This window comes from Pseudoxanthomonas sp. USHLN014 (genome assembly GCF_037153335.1).
Classification (GTDB): domain Bacteria; phylum Pseudomonadota; class Gammaproteobacteria; order Xanthomonadales; family Xanthomonadaceae; genus Pseudoxanthomonas_A; species Pseudoxanthomonas_A winnipegensis.
On record NZ_JBBCKO010000005.1, the window covers coordinates 253208 to 274442 of the forward strand.

The 21235-nt window shown below is 69.6% G+C and carries 13 protein-coding genes; 5 read left to right on the forward strand and 8 right to left on the reverse strand.

Annotation, left to right across the window (positions count from 1 at the left end; genetic code table 11):
- Positions 1-81: 81 nt before the first annotated feature.
- The 3 genes from catA to WFQ05_RS11675 form a co-directional block, all read right to left on the reverse strand.
- A complete protein-coding gene (gene catA, locus WFQ05_RS11665) occupies positions 82-1011 on the reverse strand; it encodes a catechol 1,2-dioxygenase (RefSeq protein WP_337053933.1) in 930 nt (309 codons plus the stop codon).
- A gap of 76 nt (positions 1012-1087) precedes the next feature.
- Positions 1088-1378: a muconolactone Delta-isomerase gene (gene catC, locus WFQ05_RS11670; RefSeq protein ID WP_130528348.1), complete on the reverse strand. Its 291-nt coding sequence runs from the start codon at positions 1376-1378 to the stop codon at positions 1088-1090.
- Positions 1379-1381: 3 nt separating this feature from the next.
- A complete protein-coding gene (locus WFQ05_RS11675; protein ID WP_337053935.1) occupies positions 1382-2566 on the reverse strand; it encodes a muconate/chloromuconate family cycloisomerase in 1185 nt (394 codons plus the stop codon).
- Between the two features lie 158 nt (positions 2567-2724).
- Here WFQ05_RS11675 and WFQ05_RS11680 point away from each other — a divergent pair, with 158 nt between their 5' ends.
- Positions 2725-3654 (forward strand): LysR family transcriptional regulator, encoded by a 930-nt coding sequence (locus WFQ05_RS11680; protein WP_337053937.1) that lies wholly within the window; start codon positions 2725-2727, stop codon positions 3652-3654.
- 129 nt (positions 3655-3783) lie between these two features.
- Here the strand turns inward: WFQ05_RS11680 and WFQ05_RS11685 are convergent, their stop codons facing one another.
- The 4 genes from WFQ05_RS11685 to WFQ05_RS11700 form a co-directional block, all read right to left on the reverse strand.
- Entirely contained in the window at positions 3784-6471 is a 2688-nt protein-coding gene (locus WFQ05_RS11685) for a glycoside hydrolase family 2 protein (protein WP_337053938.1), read from the reverse strand.
- Positions 6468-7985, reverse strand: coding sequence for a tryptophan halogenase family protein (locus tag WFQ05_RS11690; protein ID WP_337053939.1), 1518 nt, complete (start codon positions 7983-7985; stop codon positions 6468-6470). The genes WFQ05_RS11685 and WFQ05_RS11690 overlap by 4 nt, the downstream gene beginning before the upstream one ends.
- A gap of 716 nt (positions 7986-8701) precedes the next feature.
- Positions 8702-11884, reverse strand: a complete 3183-nt coding sequence (locus tag WFQ05_RS11695; RefSeq protein ID WP_130528345.1) for a TonB-dependent receptor — start codon at positions 11882-11884, stop codon at positions 8702-8704.
- Between the two features lie 630 nt (positions 11885-12514).
- Positions 12515-13564, reverse strand: coding sequence for a LacI family DNA-binding transcriptional regulator (locus WFQ05_RS11700; RefSeq protein ID WP_337053940.1), 1050 nt, complete (start codon positions 13562-13564; stop codon positions 12515-12517).
- A 351-nt stretch (positions 13565-13915) separates the two neighbouring features.
- Here WFQ05_RS11700 and WFQ05_RS11705 point away from each other — a divergent pair, with 351 nt between their 5' ends.
- Positions 13916-16399, forward strand: a complete 2484-nt coding sequence (locus tag WFQ05_RS11705) for a GH92 family glycosyl hydrolase (protein WP_337053941.1) — start codon at positions 13916-13918, stop codon at positions 16397-16399.
- 230 nt (positions 16400-16629) lie between these two features.
- Here the strand turns inward: WFQ05_RS11705 and WFQ05_RS11710 are convergent, their stop codons facing one another.
- A complete protein-coding gene (locus WFQ05_RS11710) occupies positions 16630-17634 on the reverse strand; it encodes a LacI family DNA-binding transcriptional regulator (RefSeq protein WP_131659033.1) in 1005 nt (334 codons plus the stop codon).
- 148 nt (positions 17635-17782) lie between these two features.
- Between WFQ05_RS11710 and WFQ05_RS11715 the strand changes: the two genes are divergently transcribed.
- Genes WFQ05_RS11715 through WFQ05_RS11725 form a run of 3 tightly spaced genes read left to right on the forward strand, consistent with a single transcriptional unit; the run spans position 17783 to position 21224 of the window.
- The gene (locus WFQ05_RS11715; protein ID WP_337053942.1) at positions 17783-18835 is read left to right on the forward strand and encodes a sugar phosphate isomerase/epimerase family protein; all 1053 of its coding nucleotides are present in this window, start codon (positions 17783-17785) and stop codon (positions 18833-18835) included.
- 27 nt (positions 18836-18862) lie between these two features.
- Positions 18863-20083 (forward strand): nucleoside permease, encoded by a 1221-nt coding sequence (locus tag WFQ05_RS11720; RefSeq protein ID WP_130516913.1) that lies wholly within the window; start codon positions 18863-18865, stop codon positions 20081-20083.
- Positions 20084-20096: 13 nt separating this feature from the next.
- A complete protein-coding gene (locus tag WFQ05_RS11725) occupies positions 20097-21224 on the forward strand; it encodes a Gfo/Idh/MocA family oxidoreductase (RefSeq protein ID WP_337053943.1) in 1128 nt (375 codons plus the stop codon).
- Positions 21225-21235 lie beyond the last annotated feature (11 nt).

Genomic DNA, 21235 nt, shown 5'->3' on the forward strand with positions numbered 1-21235 from the left:
AGGGCGCCGCGCGCATGCGCGCGGGGCCGAAGGCTTGAAAGGCGCGCGGGCGGCGCGTCCGGCGGCGCCCGCGGGTGGTGCTCAGGCGGCGGCGCGCAGCCGGTGGACGGCCTGGACGTCCTTGCCCGCTTCCAGCGGAAGCAGGTCGAAGTCGAACTCGATGTCCTGGTAGGTCTCGGCCTCGAAGCCCAGCGCCTTGCCGCCCTCGCCGGTCTTCACCGGCGGCACCAGTCCATCGCGCGTGGCGAAGGCGAAGTCGTCCCACAGCAGCGGATCGCCGTCGATGTTGAACTGCGTGGTCAGCCTGCGGTGGTCGTCGCCGCTGACGAAGAAGTGCACGTGCGCGGGACGGTTGCCGTGCCGCGCCAGACGGTTGAGCAGCTGCTGGGTCGCGCCCTGCGGCGGGCAGCCATAGCCCACCGGCATGCGGGTCAGGAACTCGTAGCGCCCGTCCGGCCCGGTCTTGACCGTGCCGCGCAGGTTGAACTCGCTCTGCGCCCCGGTCGGGTCGAAGTGCGAATAGAAGCCCTTGGAATTGGCATGCCAGCACTCCACCAGCGCCCCGGCCAGCGGCGCGCCGTCCTGGCCGCGCACCACGCCGTGGATGCGCAGCGGGCCGGCGTCCGGATCGGGATCGCGGTCGATGCGCGCGCTGCGCACGGTGACCGGGGCGCCGGCCACGTACAGCGGGCCCTCGATCGTGCGCGGCGTGCCGCCGCTGATCCCGGCCAGGCGATCCTCCTCGTCCAGGCGCATGTCGATGTAGTGCTCCAGGCCGATGCCGGCGGCCAGCAGCGCCGCCTCGTTGTCCTGGCCGAGCTTGTTGAGATAGTTGATGCCGGCCCAGATCTCGTCCGGGGTCAGGTCCAGGTCCTCGATGGCCTTGAACAGGTCCGACAGGATGCGGTGCAGGACCTGCTTGGTCCGGGCATCGCCGTCCTGGCCGTCCAGATTGGCCACGGTGCGCAGGAAATCCTGCACGTCCTGGCTGGCGAAGATGCTGACGCTCATGCGATGTCTCCTCTTGGTGGCGAAGGCTGCCTTGTGACGTTCCCTCCCAGGGAGCGCACGCGGGAATGCGAAATCTCTAGCGGTCGTCCTCGTGCAGCGAGGACGGATGCCGGCACAGCGGCATCACCGCGATGTCCATGTAAGGGAACAGCGGCAGCGACAGCAGCAGCTCGTGCAGCTGCGCCGGGCTGTCCACGTCGAAGATCGACACGTTCGAGTACTGGCCGACGATGCGCCAGATGTGGCGCCACTGGCCGCTGCGCTGCAGCTCCTGGAAGCGCGCCTTCTCGGTGGCCTTGAGCTCGGCCGCGCGGGCCGGATCCATGTCCAGCGGCAGCTTCACATCCATGCGTACGTGGAAGAGCATGGCTCAGCCCTCCGTGCCGGTGGGCGCGACCGTGGTGCGGCTGCGGTCGCGGCGGAAGGCGGCGATGCGCTCCTCGTCCAGGGCGATCCCTAGGCCCGGCGCGCTGGGCACCTCCAGATGGAAGTCGCGGTAGACCAGCGGCGTGGCCAGGATCTCCTCGGTCAGCAGCAGCGGTCCGAACAGCTCGGTGCCCCATTGCAGGCGCGGGAAGGTGGCGAATACATGCGCGGCGGCGATCGTGCCCACGCTGCCTTCGAGCATGGTGCCGCCGTAGAGCTCGATGCCGGCCGCATCGGCGATGGCGCCGACCTTCTGCGCGGCGAGCAGGCCGCCGGACTGCTCGGTCTTGACCGCGAACACGTCCGCCCCGCCCACCCTGGCCAGTTCGAACGCGCTGTCCGGGCCGGTCAGCACTTCATCGGCCATCAGCGCGATGGGGAAGCGGCGCATCAGCCGAGTCAGGGCCGAGGCCGAGGCCACCGGCTGTTCGACCAGCTCGCAGCCGGCATCGGCCAGCGCCGGCAGTGCGCGCACCGCCTCGGTCTCGCTCCAGGCCATGTTGACGTCCACGCGCACGCTGGCGGCATCGCCCAGCGCGCGCTTGATCGCGGCCACGTGCGCCACGTCCTCGGCCACCGGCTTGCGCCCGATCTTGAGCTTGAACACGTTGTGCCGGCGCGCGGCCAGCATCGCCTCGGCCTCGGCGATGTCCCGGGCGGTATCGCCCGAGGCCAGCGTCCAGGCCACGCCCAGTCGGTCGCGCACGCGTCCGCCCAGCAGCTCGGACAGCGGCAGGCCCACGCGCTTGCCCTGCGCGTCCAGCAGCGCGGTCTCGACGGCGCACTTGGCGAAGTGGTTGCCCTTGACCAGCTTGCCCACGCGCGCCATCAGCGCCTGCACGCGGCGGGCGTCGCTGCCCAGCAGGACCGGCGCGACATAGGTGTCGATGGCCAGCTTCATGCCTTCGGGGCTCTCGGCGCCATAGGCCAGGCCGGCGATGGTGGTGCCCTCGCCCAGCCCGACCACGCCGTCGCTGCAGTGCAGGCGCACCAGCATCAGCGTCTGGCCGCTCATGGTGGCCACCGACAGGCGATGCGGTCGGATGGTGGGCAGATCGATCAGCAGCGTCTCTACCCGCTCGATCGTCGCGGCGGAGGTGGGGACGGGGGACAGGGTGCGCGGTTCCATGGGGTGGATTCTTGGGACCGACCGCGCGCCGCGTCCAAGACATGTTTGATCTGGATCGATACCCTGAAGGTATGATCTAGGCCTAGAGCCGCGATTCTTATGCTTTATTGCGCCGCATCATTACCTTTCCGTCATGGCCAAACTTTGGTCGAATGCCCATGGACCTGCGCCAGCTCAAGTACTTCGTGACCGTCGCCCGCGAGCGCAACTTCACCCGCGCCGCCGAACTGCTGCATATCGCCCAGCCGCCGCTGAGCCGCCAGATCCAGCAGCTGGAAGAGGACCTGGGCGTGACCCTGATCGTGCGCAGCAGCCGCCCCATCCGCCTCACCGACGCCGGCCGGCTGTTCTACGAGGAGGCCCAGCAGGTACTGGGCCGCGTGGAGCAGATGAAGGACGCCGCGCGCCGCGTCGGCCATGGCCAGCGCCGGGTGATCAACATCGGCTTCGTCGCCTCCACCCTCTACGGCGGCCTGCCCACCGTGGTGCGTCGCCTGCGCCAGGCGCTGCCCGACACCGACGTGCGGCTGGTGGAACTGATGTCCGGCCAGCAGGTCGAGGCGCTCAAGAGCGGCCGCATCGATATCGGCTTCGGCCGCCTGCGCACCAGCGACACCAGCGTAGAGCGCCTGGTGCTGCGCGAGGAGCGGCTGGTGGTGGCGATCCCGCCCGCCTTTCCCCTGGCGGGCGACGACGCGCCGCTGTCGCCGGCCGAGCTGAAGGAGCAGAAGCTGATCGTCTACCCCAGCGATCCGCGCCCCAGCTTCGCCGACCACGTGCTCTCGCTGCTGCGCGACCACGGCGTGCGCCCGCCCGAGGTGCAGGAGGTGCGCGAGCTGCAGACCGCCCTGGGCCTGGTCGCGGCCGAGACCGGCATCTGCCTGATCCCCGCCTCGGCGCGGTTGCAGCGCTCGGACCTGCACTACCGGCTGGTCGACGACGAACGCGCGACCTCGCCCATCATCCTCAGCTACCGCCACCACGAGGACGAGGCGCTGATCGGCCTGCTCAAGCGCCTGATCCGCGAGATGTACGCCGAGAAGCCCGCCTGGCTGGATGTGTCCTACAACCGGCTGCATGCGCCTTGATGCGTAGAAGCAAGGTCTCGCAGCAGCCTCCCTGTAGAGCGGAGCTTGCTCCGCTGTTCTTCGTTCAGTTCGTGGGAAAGGCCCCAGCGGAGCAAGCTCCGCTCTACAGGGAGGAGCCCACCGAGCCGATCAGTTCGGGCTCGCCGGCGCCGGCCCCACCACATCGGCGACGCTGCTCACGCGCAGCGCCGCCTTGAGCGCGGCGGGAGCGGCGCTGGAAGCGACCCGTACCACCACCGGCTCGCCCGGCAGCAGGGTCAGCGCGTTGTCCGAGACCTGCGCATCCAGCGCGCCGAAGTCGATCCACGCCATGCGCGCCAGCTGCGGCGAGGACAGCTCCAGCCGCAGACCGCTATCGTCCTGCATCCAGCGCGCCTGCACCTTGGCCCGCGACCAGGCCAGCGCATAGGCCGGCTTGAAGTACACCACCTGGCGCGCGTCCGGTTCGCCGGCCACCTGCAGCTCGAACACCGCCACCGTGCGCGCCGGATCGGCCTGCCCCAGCAGCTGCGCGTCGCTGTAGCGGGCCACCTGCGTGGCCGACAGCGGCGCCAGCGTCAGCGTGCGGCGCTCCTCGCGCAGCACCTTGCCATCCAGATCCATCACCCGCAGGCGCAAGGTGCCCGTGCGCGGCGTGGTGCGGTCGGAGATCACGCTCACTTCGGTCTCGCCCTGCGCGCGCAGCGCCGCCACCGTGACCGGTGCGAAGAAGCGCCGCGCCTGGAACTGCAGCGCCTTCCAACGCCCGAACCAGTCGACCGAGGACCACGACGCGCCCGGCCAGACATCGTTGAGCTGCCAATACAGCGAGCCCATCGTATGCGGCCGACTGGCGCGGTGATGCAGCGCGGCCAGCGCGATGCCCTCGGCCTGCATGGCCTGGCTGGCCTGGACGAAGCTGGGGAAGTCGCGCGGCTGGCCGAACTCCATCGCGATGTAGTGCAGCAGGCGGGTATTGCCCTCGCCGGCCATGAACTTCTGGTGCGCACGGATCACCGGCGTGTCGACGCCCTGCTCGGCCTTGGTGGCGAACGCGTCGATGGTGCGCAGCGCAGGCCAGGCCTGCAGCCCGTACTCGGACATGAAGCGCGGGGTGATGTCGAGATAGGCGGTCGGCGGCCGGGCCGGGTTGCCCCACACCTCCCAGTAGTGCATGTCGCCACTGGAGGGGATGTTGGCCTGCTCGGCGAGGTCATCGCTAGGCGAGCTGGCCCAGTAGGCGATGCCGCCGCCTTCGCGCGCCACCACCTCGCGCAGGTCGGTGCCGAACAGCTGCACATAGCCCTGCCAGACGCGCTGGGCGAAGGCCGGATCGGCCTCCTTGAGCGTCTTGCCCTGGCCCCAGGACTTCCACGCGGTCTCCTCCTCGTTGTTGCCGCACCACAGCACCAGCGAGGGATGGTTGCGCAGGCGGATCACCTGCTGGCGCGCCTCCTCGACCACGTTGGCGCGGAAGGCCGGATCGTAGGCCGGCTGCATGCCGCCGCCGAACATGAAGTCCTGCCACACCAGCAGGCCCAGCTCGTCGGCGATGTCGAAGAAATCGTCGCTCTCGTAGTAACCGCCGCCCCAGTTGCGGACCATGTTCATGTTGGCGTCCACCGCCGACTGCAGCACGCGCCGCAGCTGCGCATGCGTCACCCTGGGCACGAACATGTCGAAGGGAATGACATTGGCGCCCTTGGCGAACACCGGGATGCCGTTGATCACGAATTCGAAGCTGCGCCCGCCAGCATCGGCCTCGCGGCGCAGCTCGACGCTGCGCAGGCCGGTGCGGCGCGTGACCTGCGCCACGCCGTGGCCCTGGTCATCGAGCAGCTCGAGCGTATAGCGGTACAGCGGCTGTGCGCCGTAGCCGGCCGGGTACCAGCGCGCCGGCCGCGCCACCTGCGCCGGCAGGGCGAGCTGCGCCTGGCCCGCCGCCAGCGCGACGCGCTGCTGCGCGGCCAGCGTGCGCGTGCCGTCCGGCGCGGTCTGCCACAGCCTCGCCTGGTAGTCGCCGGCGCGCTGCACCTCCAGCGTGGCCTGCGCGGTGAGCCTGGCGACCTGCTCGGTGACCTGGTCTTGGCGCAGGTGCAGGTCGGCCACCCGCAGCGTGTCCCATCTCTCCAGGCGCACCGGCTGCCACACGCCGGCGGTGACATAGCGCGGACCCCAATCCCAACCGTAGTGATAACCGGGCTTGCGCACGAAGTTGGCCGTCATCGCATCGCGCGGCTCGTCGCCGTAGGGCGAGGGATAGTTGCCGGCGATCTTGACCGGCATCGCCTGCACCTTGGGCAGCAGCGTGGCGATCGGCGAGCGCAGCACCACGCCCAGCTCGTTGCCGGTGGCGCGCAGCCGGCCGGTGACCGGCACCCGCCACTGGCGGAAGGCGTTGTCGGCCTGCAGCACGCGCGTGCCGTTGAGCGTCACCTCGGCGAAGGTGTCCAGCCCGTCGAACACCAGCTCGGTGCGCGCGGCCTGGCGCGCGGCCGCATCGGCGTCGAACACCAGGCGGTACTCCCAGTCGCCCAGGCCGATCCACTGCAGCCCGGCCTCCGGCGCGCCGACATACGGGTCGGCGATCAGGCCGGCCTTGAACAGATCAGTATGCACCGTGCCCGGCACCTGCGCCTCCTGCCACGCGGTGAACCGCGGATGCGCCGCGGCCTGCGCGCTGCCAGGCAACAGGCGCAGCTGCCAGTGGCCCATGGCGCCCAGGTCCTGCACGTTCATGGCCTGCAGGGGCGCGACGACCAGCCACAGCAACACGGCCAGCCAGGCACGCGACCACCGCAGCCCGGGCCGGGCGCTTGCCATCACACGTTCGATCATGGTGCTTCCGCCTTCCAGTAACGATCCAAGAACTGCTGGTGGGTCGGCATCGCCGCCACCGCTTCGGCCAAACGCTCGCGCGTGCCTTCGACGTAGCGGGCCAGCGCCTCCTGCGGCATGTCGTCCACGATCGGATGGTAGCCACGCGGCACGATGCCCTGCCCCAGCATCACCTGCACCCAGCTGGGCAGCGCGAAGAAATCCTCGCCGTTGCGGAAGTAGCGCCCGTCGGCAGCGAACAGCTCCATCGCCTCGCGCAGGCTCTCCGGGACCTGCATCGTCCGGCAGTCGCGCCAGAACGGCGTGTCCTCGCGCGTGGTGGCGTGGTAGTGCAGGATCAGGAAATCGCGCACGCGCTCGTACTCGAACGCCGATTCGCGGTTGTAGCGCTGCGCCAGCAGCGGGTCGAAGTCGCGCGTGGGGAACAGCGCCAGCAGCCGGCTGATGCCGGACTGGGCCAGGTACAGGCTGGTCGATTCCAGCGGCTCCAGGAACCCGGCCGCCAGCCCCAGCGCCACCACATTGCCCTGCCAGAATCTGCGGCGCATGCCGGTCGTGAAGCGCAGCTGGCGCGGCTGTCCTTGCGGCGCGCCATCCAGATGCCCCAGCAGCGTGGCGGCGGCCTGGTCGTCGTCCACATAGGCGCTGGAATACACGTAGCCGTTGCCAGTGCGGTGCTGCAGCGGGATGCGCCACTGCCAGCCGGCGCCGCGCGCGGTGGCGCGCGTGTACGGCGCGATCGGCCCGCTGCGCGCACACGGCACGGCCAGCGCGCGATCGCAGCGCAGCCACTGCGACCAGTCGATGTAGCCGGCCTGCAAGGTCTGCTCGATCAACAGGCCGACGAAGCCCGAACAGTCGACGAACAGTTCCCCTTCCACCAGCTGTCCACCGTCCAGCGTGAGCGAGGTCACGTGGCCGGTCTCGGGATGCTGGTGCACCTGCACGATGCGGCCCTCGATGCGCTCCACGCCACGCGCCTCGGACACCTGGCGCAGGTACTGGGCGTAGAGCCCGGCATCGAAGTGGTAGGCATAGGCGATATCGGCCAGCGGCGAGCCGGCCGGCGCATTCGCCACGCCCGGCACGAAGCGCTCCAGCGGTGCCATCACCGTCTGCAGCGAATACGCCCCGATCGGTTCCGCGCGTCCGGCCAGGAATTGCTTGAGCCAGAACTGGTGGAACGGCAGCGGCCCCCTGGACTGGCCGATCGTGCCGAAGCCGTGCACATAGCGCTCGCCGATCCGCCCCCAGTCCTCGAAGGCGATACCCAGCTTGGCCGTGGCCTGCGTGCGCTGGGCGAACTCGCGCTCGTCCAGGCCCAGCACTTGCGCGTTGAAGGTGCGCATATGCGGCACGCTGGCCTCGCCCACGCCGACGATGCCGATCTGTTCGGACTCCACCAGGCGCACGCGCGCCTGCCGGCCCAGGTAAGTGGCCAGCGCCGCGGCGGCCATCCAGCCGGCGCTGCCGCCGCCGACCACCACCACGCTGCCGATACGGTTGTCACCCATGCGTGTATCCGTTGGTGATGCTGTAGACACTGTTCCGCATCATGCTCGAAGAAGAGGTTTCTTCGCCGGAGTACGGCGACGTGCGCTTGCTGACGACATGCGCGCGCCGGTGAGCGGACTTCGCCGACCAGCCTCGCCCCGGTCAGGCGCGGCTCCTCGGCTCGGTCCGCAATCTACGGCGGACTCGCCGCCGCGTTCCATCCTGGCCCGCTCTCCGCGCGCCCGACCGGGTCGAGGCTCTGCAACGAATAGATCAGGACTTCTTAAAACTCGAAGGCATCGGGCAAGCGCTCTGCCCCCTCCCTTTCGCCGCAGGCGAAGGGGAGCTCGAAGTCGCGAACTAGCGACTGAGGGGGTGGGGTGCTGTTGCTTTTGCTTCTGTGGCTTGCCCGGTAAAGCCCCAACCCCTCCCCATCCCTCCCCTGCGCTACGCGCAAGGGAGGGGGCTCAAACCGAAGCGCTCTAACCCGACGCACGAGGCAGCGGGCCGGCGGGCGGTGGCAGCGACGAGCGAGGCAGGAGCCGAGCGCCCGAATCAGGGCGCCGATGCCCTGATTGAGGGAAAAGCGGACACCGCCCGCCGGACCGCCGCCCTTCCGAAGCCGGAGAATCCGCCCTCCGAAGGAAGCCGCGACACCCCCAAACCAAGATGCCTCAATCCGGAGAAAACCAAAAAAAGCCCCGCGCCCCCGGGGAGAGGCGCGGGGAGTCCCGCATCAGAACTTGTAGGTCAGGCCCAGGAACGCGATCCGACCGGCATAGCCGTTGGAGTTGAAGCGCGCCTTGGTGTCGTTGCCCAGGTAGGTGCGCGTCTCTTCCTTGGTCAGGTTGAGGATCGAAGCGGTCAGGCTGAAGGCCGGCGTGAAGTTGTAGGCCGCGTTGAGGTCGATCTGCTGATACGGCTCCTCGTACACGTTCAGACCGCTGACCAGCCCGTCGACCACCTGGCCGCGCCGGTTGTAGGACGCGCGCAGCAGCAGCTTCTCGGTTTCGTAGAACACCGTCAGGTTGGTCTGGTTCTTGGCGCTGCCCACCAGCGGCGACTTGCCGATCTCGGTGCCGTCCTCCAGCGTGACCGGTGCCTCGTTGGTCTTGTTGTAGGTGTAGTTGAACTGCAGACCCAGGCCGAAGTCGAAGGTGTGCTGGGCATAGACCTCCACGCCCTCGGACACCGCGTCGCGGCCGCTGGCGGTGGTGGAGTAGTTCTGCACCACCACACTCTGCCCGCCGATGTTCTGGGTGACGTCCTGGACCACCGGCAGCAGGAAGTTGCTCACGTCCTTGCGGAACAGGCCGACGCCGGCGACCGAACCCGGATGGAAGTACCACTCCAGCCCTAAGTCGTACTGGTTGGCCTTGTAGGGCTCCAGCGCCTTGTTGCTGCCCGAGCCGTACCAGCCGGTCACGTCGCCGCCGCCGATCAGGCGCCGGTCGTTGACGTATTCCTGGCTGTAGTACTGCAGGCCGCCGGGCGCGGCGATGTCGCCGTAGCTCGGGCGCGCCATCACCTTGGACGCGGCGCCGCGCAACACCAGGTTGTCGGTCAGGTCGTAGGCGATGTTGAAGCTCGGCAGGCGGTCCACGTAGCTGCGGTCCAGCGAGCTGACCACGAACGAGGAGATGTGGCCGCTGGCCGGGTTGGTCTGGCTGTCCGGCAGCGTGGTGAAGCCGCTGACGCAGCCCGAGCCCGCCGGTGCGCCGGCCGCCGGCAGGTTGCCCGGCAGGCAGGGCGCGGGATTGCCGGCCGCATCGTCGAAGAAGTAGTCGTTGTAGTAATCGACCCGGTCGGTGGAGTCGGCATGCTGGTCGGTGTGCACCAGGCGCAGGCCGATGTTGCCGCGCAGGCGCTCGGTGCGGAAGTTGGCCTGCAGATAGGCCGAATAGATCTTCTCGCCGACGTTGAAGACGAAGTTGTCTTCCTGCCGGGTCTGCATCGGCCCGTAGGTCTTGTTGAGATAGTCGATGTAGGCCGGGTAGTTGATCGCCGGGAAGGCGTTGGTGTTGAACGCACCGGCGATGTTGCCGATCTGCTCCGGATACAGGAACTGCGACTGGAACACCGAGGCGGCCGGATCGCAGCCGTTCTGAAAGCGGCTGTCGTAGTCGGACGGATCGGCGCCCTGGCAGACCCAGTAGTTGTTGCCGGTGCTGCGACGCGTGCCGCCGTCGCGGTACTTCATGCCGAACTGGATCGAATCGAGCACGCTGCCGGTCTCGCCGCGCCAGGTGAAGTCGCTCTGCGCGAACTTCTGCCAGGTGCTGTTGCGCGTCCACGACGAACCGGTCGAGCCCAGGTCGATCTCGCCGATGCCGTTGCGCAGGTTGTTCATCAGCTCGGGCGAGACCTGCAGCGAGGGCGTGCCGGTCAGATCCCAGGCGGTGTAGTAGTTGCCCAGCGTGTAGGCGCCGGTGCCGTTGACCGTGGTGCCGTTGCTGCCGGCCGTGGTGGGCAGGCGCGGCTTGACCGGCATGGTCATCTGCACCTGCGGGCCGCCATCGGCCCAGGTGCGACCGGCCTTGACCGCGATGTCCAGCCGCTCGCTGGTCCAGGCCAGCTCGAAGTCGGCCATCTGCGAACGCGCCTTCTCGCGGTTGTACGAACCGGTCAGCCACGGCGTGGGGATGGTGCAATCGTCGGGGCCCCAGCCACCGGGCCGCATGCCGCCGGCCGCGGCGGCCGCCTCGCTGCAGTAGTAGGTCTTGTTCGGGTGCACGCTGTACTGCGCGCCGGTGACCACGGTGCCGCTGGGGTCCATGGTCAGCCCGTCCAGCAGGCGCCCGCCCGGCCAGTTGCCGTCGCCCGAATAGCGGGCCAGGTTCCACTCCGGCACCGACAAGGTATTGGTCTGGGAGTTCCGGTCCATGTCGAACCGGAAGTAGTTGGCGGTAAAGGTCAGATCGTCGGTCGGCTTGAACTGCAGGGTGATCTGCCCGCCCTTGCGCTCGCGCTCCTCCTTCTCCGACTTGAAGTTCACGACGTTGGGCATCATGAAATTCGTGTAGTACTTGCCGTTCTGGTCGTAGAAGCCCGACTCGCCCCACCAGTAGCTGTCGAAGTTGGAGGGTTTGCCGTTGACGTCGGTGGCCGGGTGGGCCTCGTTGTCGTCGCTGTACCAGTTCCAGGCGCTGGTATCCACGCCCAGGGTGCGCACGGTGCGCTTCTGCTGGGTATAGCCGACGAACACGCCGAAGCGGTCGTCCTTGTCGTGCCAGGAATAGGAGCCGGAGAACTGACCATCGGTCTTCTTGGTCGTGTCGGCCCAGGTGCCTTCGGCCGAGACGAAGCCGGTGTTGGCCTCCTGCTCCAGCGGACGGCGCGTGTGCAGGATCACCGTGCCGCCGATGCCGCCCTCGTCCAGGCGCGCCTCGGGCGTCTTGAACAGCTCGGCGCTGGAGAGCATGTTCGACGGCAGCAGCGTGTAGTTGAACGAGCGCGTGGGATCGCCGTTGGTCTCGGCGCTGGCCACGTAGTTGCCGTTGAGCTCGGTCAGGGTCAACTCGGAGGACAGGCCGCGCACGCTGACGTTCTTACCCTCGCCACCGTCGCGGGTGATGATCACGCCGGGCACGCGTTGCAGCGCGTCGGCCACGTTCTTGTCGGGGAATTTGCCCACGTCCTCGGCGGTGACCACTTCGACCACCGCATTGGCCTCACGCTTCTGATCCAGGCTCTGCTCGATCGAATAGCGGTAGCCGGTGACGGTGACCTTGTCCAGGTCGGTCGCCTGCTGCGGCGCGCCGGTCTGGGACGCATCGGTCTGCGGCGCGTTGGCCGGGGCGGCATTGGCGGGCGCGGGCGTGGCGGCCTGCTGGGCCCAGCCTGGCGCGGATGCCGCCGCGCAGCTGGCGGCGATGGCAAGCGCCAGCAGCTGGCGCTTGGGGAATGAGCTGTCGTTCATTGCGTCTCTCTCTCGTTGAATGAACTTCACGACGATGCGGTGGCGTGTACCAGGCGGTCGCATCCACGACGGGGCAGCCAGGCCTGGCGATGGCCCGTTCATGAAACCCGCATTTGGATCGATCTAACTGGCGCGGCGTAGAAATATCACGCCGCTTCCGAAAAGGCATGCTGCCCTGCAGCGAACACCGGACAGGCCCGCGGCCTGAAAACGCTGCCACGTCCGTGGCGCGTAGGTTTCGTCTGAAAGGCGTGCATCACGCGCATGTCGCGCACGCCCCGCGGTGGCGCCGAAGTTCCCTGTGGAAGCAACCGTCCCTCAGATCGAATCGCAGCCTCCTTGTAGAGCGGAGCTTGCTCCGCTGGGGCTTCCCGACGATCCGGCCGAAACGCAGCGGAGCAAGCTCCGCTCTACAGGTAAGGCCTCATCGCCGCCATGGCGGCTCCCACCAGGCGCGTCGCGCAGTGACGTCATTTGACAGGTGCGGAGCGCTGTGCAATTGCATCCGCGGCCGGTGGCTGCGCAAGCGCGTGCGGCCACGGCTGCGGCCGGCGGGAAGAAACGTCTTCGCGCATCTTCGAATCGTTGTAGGCAACGCACATCGCCAATGGCGATCCCGTACGCCCTGCTTCAGCGCCGCGCCTTCGCCTTGCCGTATGTACTCGCACGCTGGGTCAACAGCGCCGGCACGACGCTGGTGCGGCGGGCCATGCCGGGGTGGGCGGCGCGTTCGACCACCATCGCCGCGGCCTGACGGCCGCGCTCGCGTGGATCGGTGCTGATGGTGGTCAGCGGCGGCACGCCCACCGCCGCCTCGGGAATATCGTCGAAGCCGGTCACCGCGAAGTCCACGCCCGGCTGACGCCCCTCGCGCACCAGGCCCAGCATCAGCCCCAGCGCGACCGCGTCGTTGTAGCAGACCGCCGCGGTGGGCGTGGCGCCACCGGCGAACAGCAGGCCGGCGCGGGCATTGCCTTCCAGACGCGTGGGCGCGGTCTCGATCATCCAGGCATCGGGCACGTCCAGCCCCGCCGCCGCCATGGCCTCGCGATAGCCGGCGCGGCGCTGGCGGCACGAGCTCGAGTCGGCATGCCCGCCATAGAACGCGATGCGGCGGTGCCCCTGCGCCAGCAGCAGTTCGGTGGCCGCGCGCGCGCCGGCGCGGTTGTCCAGGCCGATGAAATCGTAGAGGAAGCCCTTGGACGCGCTGCCGGCCACCTCGCGGTTGAACACCAGCAGCGGCGTGTGCCGGCCGATCACCGTCTCCAGGTCGGCGAAGGCGCTGCCCTCGGCCGGCGAGAGGATCACCCCGGCCGGGTTGTGCTCCATCAGCGAGCCCAGCACCTGGCGCTGGCGCTGCGCCGATTCGCCGCTGCTGCCCAGCAGGGTGACATAGCCCTTGGCGCCCAGCGCCTCGTCCACGCCCGCGGCGAACTCGGCGAAGAACGGGTTGGCCAGGTCATTGACCACCAGCGCCACCGCGGTGGACACGCGCTGGCGCAGATTGGCCGCGGCGCGGTTGTAGACGTAGCCCTGGCGGCGCATCTCGGCCTCGACACGCTCGCGCGTGTCGGCATGCACCAGTGGACTGCTGCGCAGGACGAGCGAGACGGTGGCGCGCGACACCCCGCAGGCATGGGCGATGTCGTTGAGCGTGATCCTGCGGGGGGTATCGGCCATGTGTCGCATGCCCTGGGCCTGGCTGGAACGGCCCAGCACCGGCCATGCTGCGCGATGGCCGGTGCCGGCCGCAAGTCGCCGCGTCGGTGGCGCGGCGTCAGGCATGGCGATGGCGTCGTCGCCATGGCGGCCCCGACGGCATGCCGCGCGCTGGATCCATGTGCGTCCGCAGCATCGGCGCGGTGCATCGTTCGACACGATCGCCGGTTTTCGCAGGCGTGGCTGACATTTGCGTCGTCTCAAGGCAAATCGGCTTGAAATGTCGATTTGGATCGTTCTAAATCCGGCCGACGCCTGGCTGGCTCCGCCGCCGCGGCGCGCCGCCATTGCATCGATCACGAGGGAAGCACGATGGACCACCCCACCCGCGCGCCGCTGTCGGCCGCCGCCCCCCACGCACGCCGCCGCGCCCTGCTGCGCCATGGCCGCCGCGCCGTCTGCGTGGCCCTGCTGCTGGCGCTGCCGGTCACCGGCACGCTGGCGCGCGCCGCCGACGACGACCTGGCCGCGCAGGTCAACACCTTCATCGGCACGCGCGATGAGGGCAACACCTTCCCCGGCGCCGCCGCACCGTTCGGCATGATCCAGGTCAGCCCGATCGGCTCGCACTACGCCGGCTGGCGCGATGGCGACGAGCGCATCCGCGGCTTCGGCCATTCCTTCATCTCCGGCGCCGGCTGCTGGGAACAGGGCGGCCAGGTCTCGGTGCTGCCGGTGACCGGCCGCATCGGCCCCGGCGGCGACTTCGATACGTCCAAGAACGACGTCTTCGACCAGACCAAGTACGGCGCGCGCTACACGCAGGCCGGCTCGACCGGCCAGGCCGGCGACTACCGCGTGCGCCTGACCGACTACGGCGGCATCGAGGTGGAGACCACCGCCCTGACCCGCGCCTCGGGCGAGCGCTACACCTACCCGGCCTCCGCCGGCGAAGGCCACGTGCTGATCAACGTCGGCCAGGCCAACCAGAAGCATCGGGTGATCGGCAGCCAGGTGCATGTGGTCGGCGATCGCGTGGTCGAGGGCAAGATCACCACGCTGAGCTTCTGCGGCGGACATCAGTACGCGACCTGGTTCCGCATCGAGTACGACCGCCCGTTCAAGGCCTTCGGCGTGTGGGGCCAGGCCGGCGGTACGCCGGGCGCGCGCGACAGCATGGAAAGCGAGTACGAGCCGCTCAACGGCGCCTGGGTCAGCTTCGACACCAGCAAGAACAAGCAGGTCACCGCGATCACCTCGATCTCGCACGTCGATGCCGAGGGCGCGCGCGTCAACCTGCGCAGCGAGGGCATGCAGGGCGGCAAGCTGCGCGCCTTCGAGCCGATGCGCCGCGACGCGCGTGCGCTGTGGCAGCAGGCGCTGTCCAAGATCCGCATCGACGGCGGCAGCAAGGACGACCGCGCCGTGTTCTACACCGCGCTCTACCACGCGCTGCTGCAGCCGATGACCGGCAACGACGCCGACGGCCGCTACCGCGGCTACGACGACGCCATCCACGAGGCCAAGGACTGGACCTATTACGAGTTCTTCTCGCTGTGGGACACCTACCGCTCGCAGAACCAGCTGCTGGCGCTGATCGAGCCGCAGCGCGCGCGCGACATCGGCCGTTCGCTGCTGGCCATCGACGCGCAGGGCGGCTGGCTGCCGCGCTGGGGCTATGCCAACTTCGACACCAACACCATGACCGGCGATCCGGTCACGCCCTTCCTGGTGGACCTGTGGCGCTACGGCGCGCTCAAGGGCCTGGAGCCGCAGGCCTGGGCCGCGCTGCGCAAGAACGCCTGGGGCGTGCCGCCGCTGGCCTCGCGCCACGAGGGCCGCGCGGGCAACGTGAACTATCTGCGCAACGGCTTCGTGTTCTTCGACCGCACCTTCCCCGCCAAGGGCATGGACGTGGACCCGCAGAACGGCGGCTCGGCCACGCTGGAGTACGCGCTGGGCGACTGCGCGCTGTCGCTGATGGCAGGCAGGCTGGGCCATGGCGACGACGCGGCCGCGCTGCGCACGCGTGGCGGCAACTGGCACAAGGTCTGGGATGCGGACCTGCATGAGCAGGCCTCGGGCTACCAGGGCTTCCCGCGTCCGCGCCTGGCCGATGGCCAGTGGTTCACCCCGCCCACCGGCACCTACGACCCGCGCTCGCACTACGGCTTCCATGAGGGCACGGCGTGGCAGTACCAGTGGCTGGTGCCGCAGGACATCCCGGGCCTGGCCACGGCGATGGGCGGGCGCGAGGCGATGGGCAAGCGGCTGGACGACTTCTTCGCCTACGACCAGCTCGTGGCCGATCCGCAGGGCGCGGCGCGCAAGGCCTGGGTCGGCGGGCCGTACAGCTACTACGGCCAGTACCGCTACAACCCCAACAACGAACCGACCATGCACGTGCCGGCGCTGTACAGCCTGATCGGCCAGCCGTGGAAGACGGCCACCGTACTGTCCTCGGTGCAGACCTTGTTCACCAACGCGCCCAACGGCGTGACCGGCAACGACGATCTGGGCACGATGTCGGCGTTCTATCTGTTCAGCACGCTGGGCTTCTCGCCGCTGATGCCGGGCACCGGCCAGATGCTGCTGCACCCGCCGCGCTTCACCCGCGCGCGCATCGACCTGGGCGACGGCCGCACCCTGACCGTGCGCGGCAACGCCGCACCGCAGGCCGGCCCGCGCTACGTGCAGGGCGTGCGCTTCAACGGCAAGCCGCAGTCGGCGGTGTGGATGGACGTGGACGCGCTCAAGCAGGGCGGCACGCTGGACTACACCCTGGGCACGCAGCCCGACCCGCAGGGCTGGGGCACCGCCGCCAACGCCGCACCGGCGGCGGCCTGCCCGGTCTAAGAACGCCAGCCGTCTCGAAGCGGCGCGCGCTTCTGCCCCCTCCCTTTGGCCGAAGGCCAAGGGGAGGGATGGGGAGGGGTTGCTCTTCGCGGCAAAGGCAAAGGCAAAAGCACCCCCTCCCAGCCTCCCCCTTCGCTGCGCGAAAGGGGAGGGGCGGATTTCGGCTTCGGGGGGATGACGCTGGGGATCTTTGAGCGGCGTCGGTCAGCGGTGCCGAGCCGCCGCGGCGCTTACGCCTTAGGCGCAGCCGTCGAGCCGCGCAGCATCAGTTCGAAGGTCAGCGTCTGCTGCAGCGGTACGTCGGCCGCGGCCAGGATGTCCAGCAGCAGCTGCACCGCGCGCACGCCGATCTCGCGCATCGGCTGGGCCACGGTGGTCAGCGGCGGGGTGAGATAACGCGAAGAGGCCAGGTCGTCGAAGCCGACCACCGAGAGGTCGCGCGGTACGCGCAGGCCGCGTTCGCGGCAGGCCGCCAGCACGCCCAGCGCCGACTGGTCGCTGAAGCAGAACGCCGCGGTCGGCGCATCGTCGGTGCCCAGCCAGGCGCTGGCCGCGGCATGGCCCGATTCCACCGAGAAGTCCCCCGGCACCAGCCGCAGCTGGCGCACCCGGCCACGCGCCTTGGCCGCCGCGCGCACGCCCTGCAGGCGCTGCTGGTGCAGCGGGTTGTCCGGCGGACCGCCGACCACGGCGATGCGCGCGTGGCCCAGCGCATAGAGATGCTCCATCGCCGCGCGCGCGGCGGCGGCATTGTCGATGTGCACACTGGGGATGCCCAGCGCCGGATCGAACTCGCAGCCGTTGACCACCGGCGCCGCGGCGCCCAGCTGCTTGACGATCTGCCGCGCGGTCGGCGGCAGCCGGTGGCCGAGCACGATCAGCCCATCGGCCTCGTTCCGACGCAGCATCTGCGCATAGCGTTCCTCGCGCGCGGGCTGCTGCTGGGTATCGCCCAGCAGCACCGCATAGCCGGCCGCCTGCGCGGCGTCCTCGGCGCCCTGCAGGATCTGGGCGAAGAACGGGTTGGCGATGTCCGGCACGGTGACCAGGATCTTGCCGGTGCGCTGGGTCTTGAGCGTGCGCGCGGCCGCGTTGGGCACGTAGCCCAGCGTGGCCACGGCGCGCTCGATGCGCGCACGCGTTTCCGGCAGCACCTTCTCCGGCCGCGACAGCGCGCGCGAGACCGTGCCGGCCGAAACGCCCGCGTGCTTGGCAATGTCGTAGATGGTCGGCATGGGGCAAGCGTGTCACGTCCTTGGTGGGCATGGCTATGCCGCGGGCGGCGGCGCCGGGGCAGGCGCGGCCGTGCGGTGCAATGCACAACGTGCGCGGCCATGACGCCATGCTAGGATCGTGCAATCGATTGCATCAAGAACGCAAAGCATGCGAACGCTCAAGGGCCCGGCGCTGTTCCTGGCGCAGTTCATTGGCGACACCGCGCCATTCAACCGGTTGGACACGCTGGCGCAGTGGGCCGCAGGCCTGGGCTATCGCGGGGTGCAGGTGCCGACCAGCGCACCGCACATCTTCGATCTGGCCAAGGCCGCCGAGAGCCAGGACTACTGCGACGATCTGGCCGGCATGCTGGCCAGCCACGGCGTGCAGATCACCGAGCTGTCGACCCATCTGCAGGGCCAACTGGTCGCGGTGCATCCGGCCTACGACACGCTGTTCGACGGCTTCGCGCCGGAATCGCTGCGCGGCAACCCGCCCGCGCGCCAGGCCTGGGCGGTCGAACAACTCAAGCTGGCGGCCAAGGCCAGCCAGCGCCTGGGCCTGAAGGCCCACGCCAGCTTCTCCGGCGCCCTGGCCTGGCCGTACTTCTATCCCTGGCCGCAGCGTCCGGCCGGTCTGGTCGATGAGGCCTTCGCCGAACTCGGTCGCCGCTGGCGGCCGATCCTGGATGCGTTCGACGCCTGCGATGTGGACCTGTGCTTCGAGATCCACCCAGGCGAAGACCTGCACGACGGCGCCACCTTCGAGCGCTTCCTGGAGGTGGTCGACCATCACCCGCGCGCCAAGATCCTCTACGACCCCAGCCACCTGCTGCTGCAGCAGATGGACTACCTGGGCTTCATCGACCGCTACCACGCGCGCATCGGCATCTTCCACGTCAAGGACGCCGAGTTCCGCCCCAGCGCGCGCAGCGGCGTGTACGCCGGCTACCAGGACTGGATCGACCGGCCCGGGCGGTTCCGCTCGCTGGGCGATGGGCAGATCGACTTCAAGGCGATCTTCTCCAAGTTCGCCCAGTACGATTTCCCCGGATGGGCGGTGCTGGAATGGGAGTGCTGCCTCAAGCACCCCGAGGACGGCGCGCGCGAAGGCGCGCCCTTCATCCGGGACCACATCATCCGCGTGACCGAACACGCCTTCGACGATTTCGCCGGCAGCGGCGCCAGCCCGGAAGCGCTGCGCGGTTTGCTGGGGCTCTAAGACACCACTGACCTGGGAGGGGAAGTCATGACGTCCATCCTGTCGCGCCTCGGCGCGATGATGTTCCTGCAGTTCTTCATCTGGGGCGCGTGGTTCGTGACCCTGGGCACCTATCTGGTGCAGGGCCCGCTGCAGGCCAGCGCCGGCCAGGTCGCCACGGCCTTCCTGAGCCAGTCCATCGGCGCGATCGTGGCGCCCTTCCTGGTGGGCCTGATCGCCGACCGCTACTTCGCCGCCCAGCGCATCCTGGCCGTGCTGCACCTGGCCGGCGCGGCGCTGATGTGGGGGGCCTCGGTGGCGACCACGTTCGACACCTTCGCCGCCTGCGTGATGGGCTACATGCTGCTGTTCATGCCCACCCTGGCGCTGGCCAACAGCATCGCCATGCGCCACATGCAGGTGCCGGAGAAGCAGTTCCCGCCGGTGCGCGTGGCCGGCAGCGTCGGCTGGATCGTGGCCGGCGTGCTGATCGGCTGGCTGGGCTGGGAACAGGCCCACCGCCTGGAGCTGACCTTCCGCATGGCCGCGCTGGCCTCGGCGCTGCTGGGCCTGTACGCCTTCACCCTGCCCCACACCCCGCCGCTGGAGCAGCAGCGCAACGCCAGCCTGGGCAAGATGATCGGCCTGGATGCGCTGGGGCTGCTGAAGTCGCGCTCGTACCTGGTGTTCTTCCTGGCCTCGATCGCCATCTGCATCCCGCTGTCGTTCTACTACAACTTCACCAATCCCTATCTCAACGACCTGGGCGTGCGTGGCGCGGCCGGGCTGCAGTCGCTGGGCCAGGTGTCCGAAGTACTGCTGATGCTGGCGATGCCGTTCCTGTTCGCGCGGCTGGGGGTCAAGACCATGCTGGCGCTGGGCATGGCCGCGTGGGTGGCGCGCTATGCGCTGTTCGCCTACGGCGATGCCGGCGGCGGCTTCGCGCTGCTGGTGATCGGCATCGTGCTGCACGGCATCTGCTACGACTTCTTCTTCGTCACCGGGCAGATCTACACCGACGCCCATGCCGGTCCGGCCTTCCGCAGCAGCGCGCAGGGCTTCATCACCCTGGCCACCTACGGCGTGGGCATGCTGATCGGCACCTTCCTGTCCGGCGCGGTGGTCGAGCACTACACCACCGCCGCGGGGCGCGACTGGCAGAGCATCTGGCTGTTCCCGGCCGGCGTGGCGCTGGTGGTGCTGATCGCCTTCCTGCTGCTGTTCCGCGATCGGCCGGCCAAGGCCGCCGTCGCCTCGGCCACGCATTGAGGAGCGCCACCGCATGACCCCGCTTGGCATCGTCATCGTCGGCACCGGCATGATCGGCGCGGTGCATCGCCGCGCCGCGCTGTTGGCCGGCGCGCAGGTCCGCGGCGTGGTCGGCTCTTCGCCCGCACGCGGCGAGGAGGCCGCGCGCGCCTGGAACCTGCCGCGCGCCTACCGCGACCTGGACGAGGCCCTGGCCGATCCGCAGGTGCAGGTGGTGCACGTCTGTACGCCCAACCACCTGCACCGGCCGATGGCGCAGGCCGCACTGGAATCCGGCCGCCACGTGATCTGCGAAAAGCCGCTGGCCACCACGCTGGACGACGCCCAGGCGCTGGCCGATCTGGCCGCCGCCACGGGCCTGGTGGCCACCGTGCCCTTCGTCTATCGCTACCACCCGGTGGTGCGCGAGGCGCGCGCCCGCATCGCCGACGGCGAACTGGGCCCGCTGCGCCTGATCCACGGCAGCTATCTGCAGGACTGGCTGCTGGATCCGGCCAGCAACAACTGGCGCGTGGACCCTAAGCTGGGCGGCGCGTCGCGCGCCTTCGCCGACATCGGCTCGCACTGGTGCGACCTGGTGGAATGGGTCGGCGGCGAGCGCTTCGCCGAGGTGAGCGCGGCCTTCGAGACCGTGATCGCCGAGCGCGGCGCGAGCACCGGCGAGAGCTTCGCCACGCCGGCCGCCGGCGGTGCGCTGCAGGCGGTGTCCAGCGAGGACGTGGCCGCGGCCCTGTTCAAGACCACGCGCGGCACGCTGGCCACGCTGACAGTGAGCCAGGTCTCGGCCGGGCGCCACAACCGGCTGTGGTTCGAGATCGACGGCGCCAAGGCCGCCGTGGCCTTCGACCAGGAGGACTGCGAGCGCCTGTGGATCGGCCGGTCCGACCAGCGCGAGGAGATCTTCGTGCGCGGCCCGGGCGCGGGCAGCGCCGAGCAGCGCCGGCTCTCCTCGCTGCCGCCCGGCCATGCTCAGGGCTATGCGCAGTGCTTCGAGGCCTTCGTCGCCGACACCTACCGCGCCATCGCCGGGCAGACGCCCGAAGGACTGCCGACCTTCGCCGACGGCCTGCGCTCGGCGCGCATCGTCGAGGGCGTGATCGCCTCGGCGCGCACGCGCGCCTGGACATCCATCGACGCGTGACCACGCGCCGC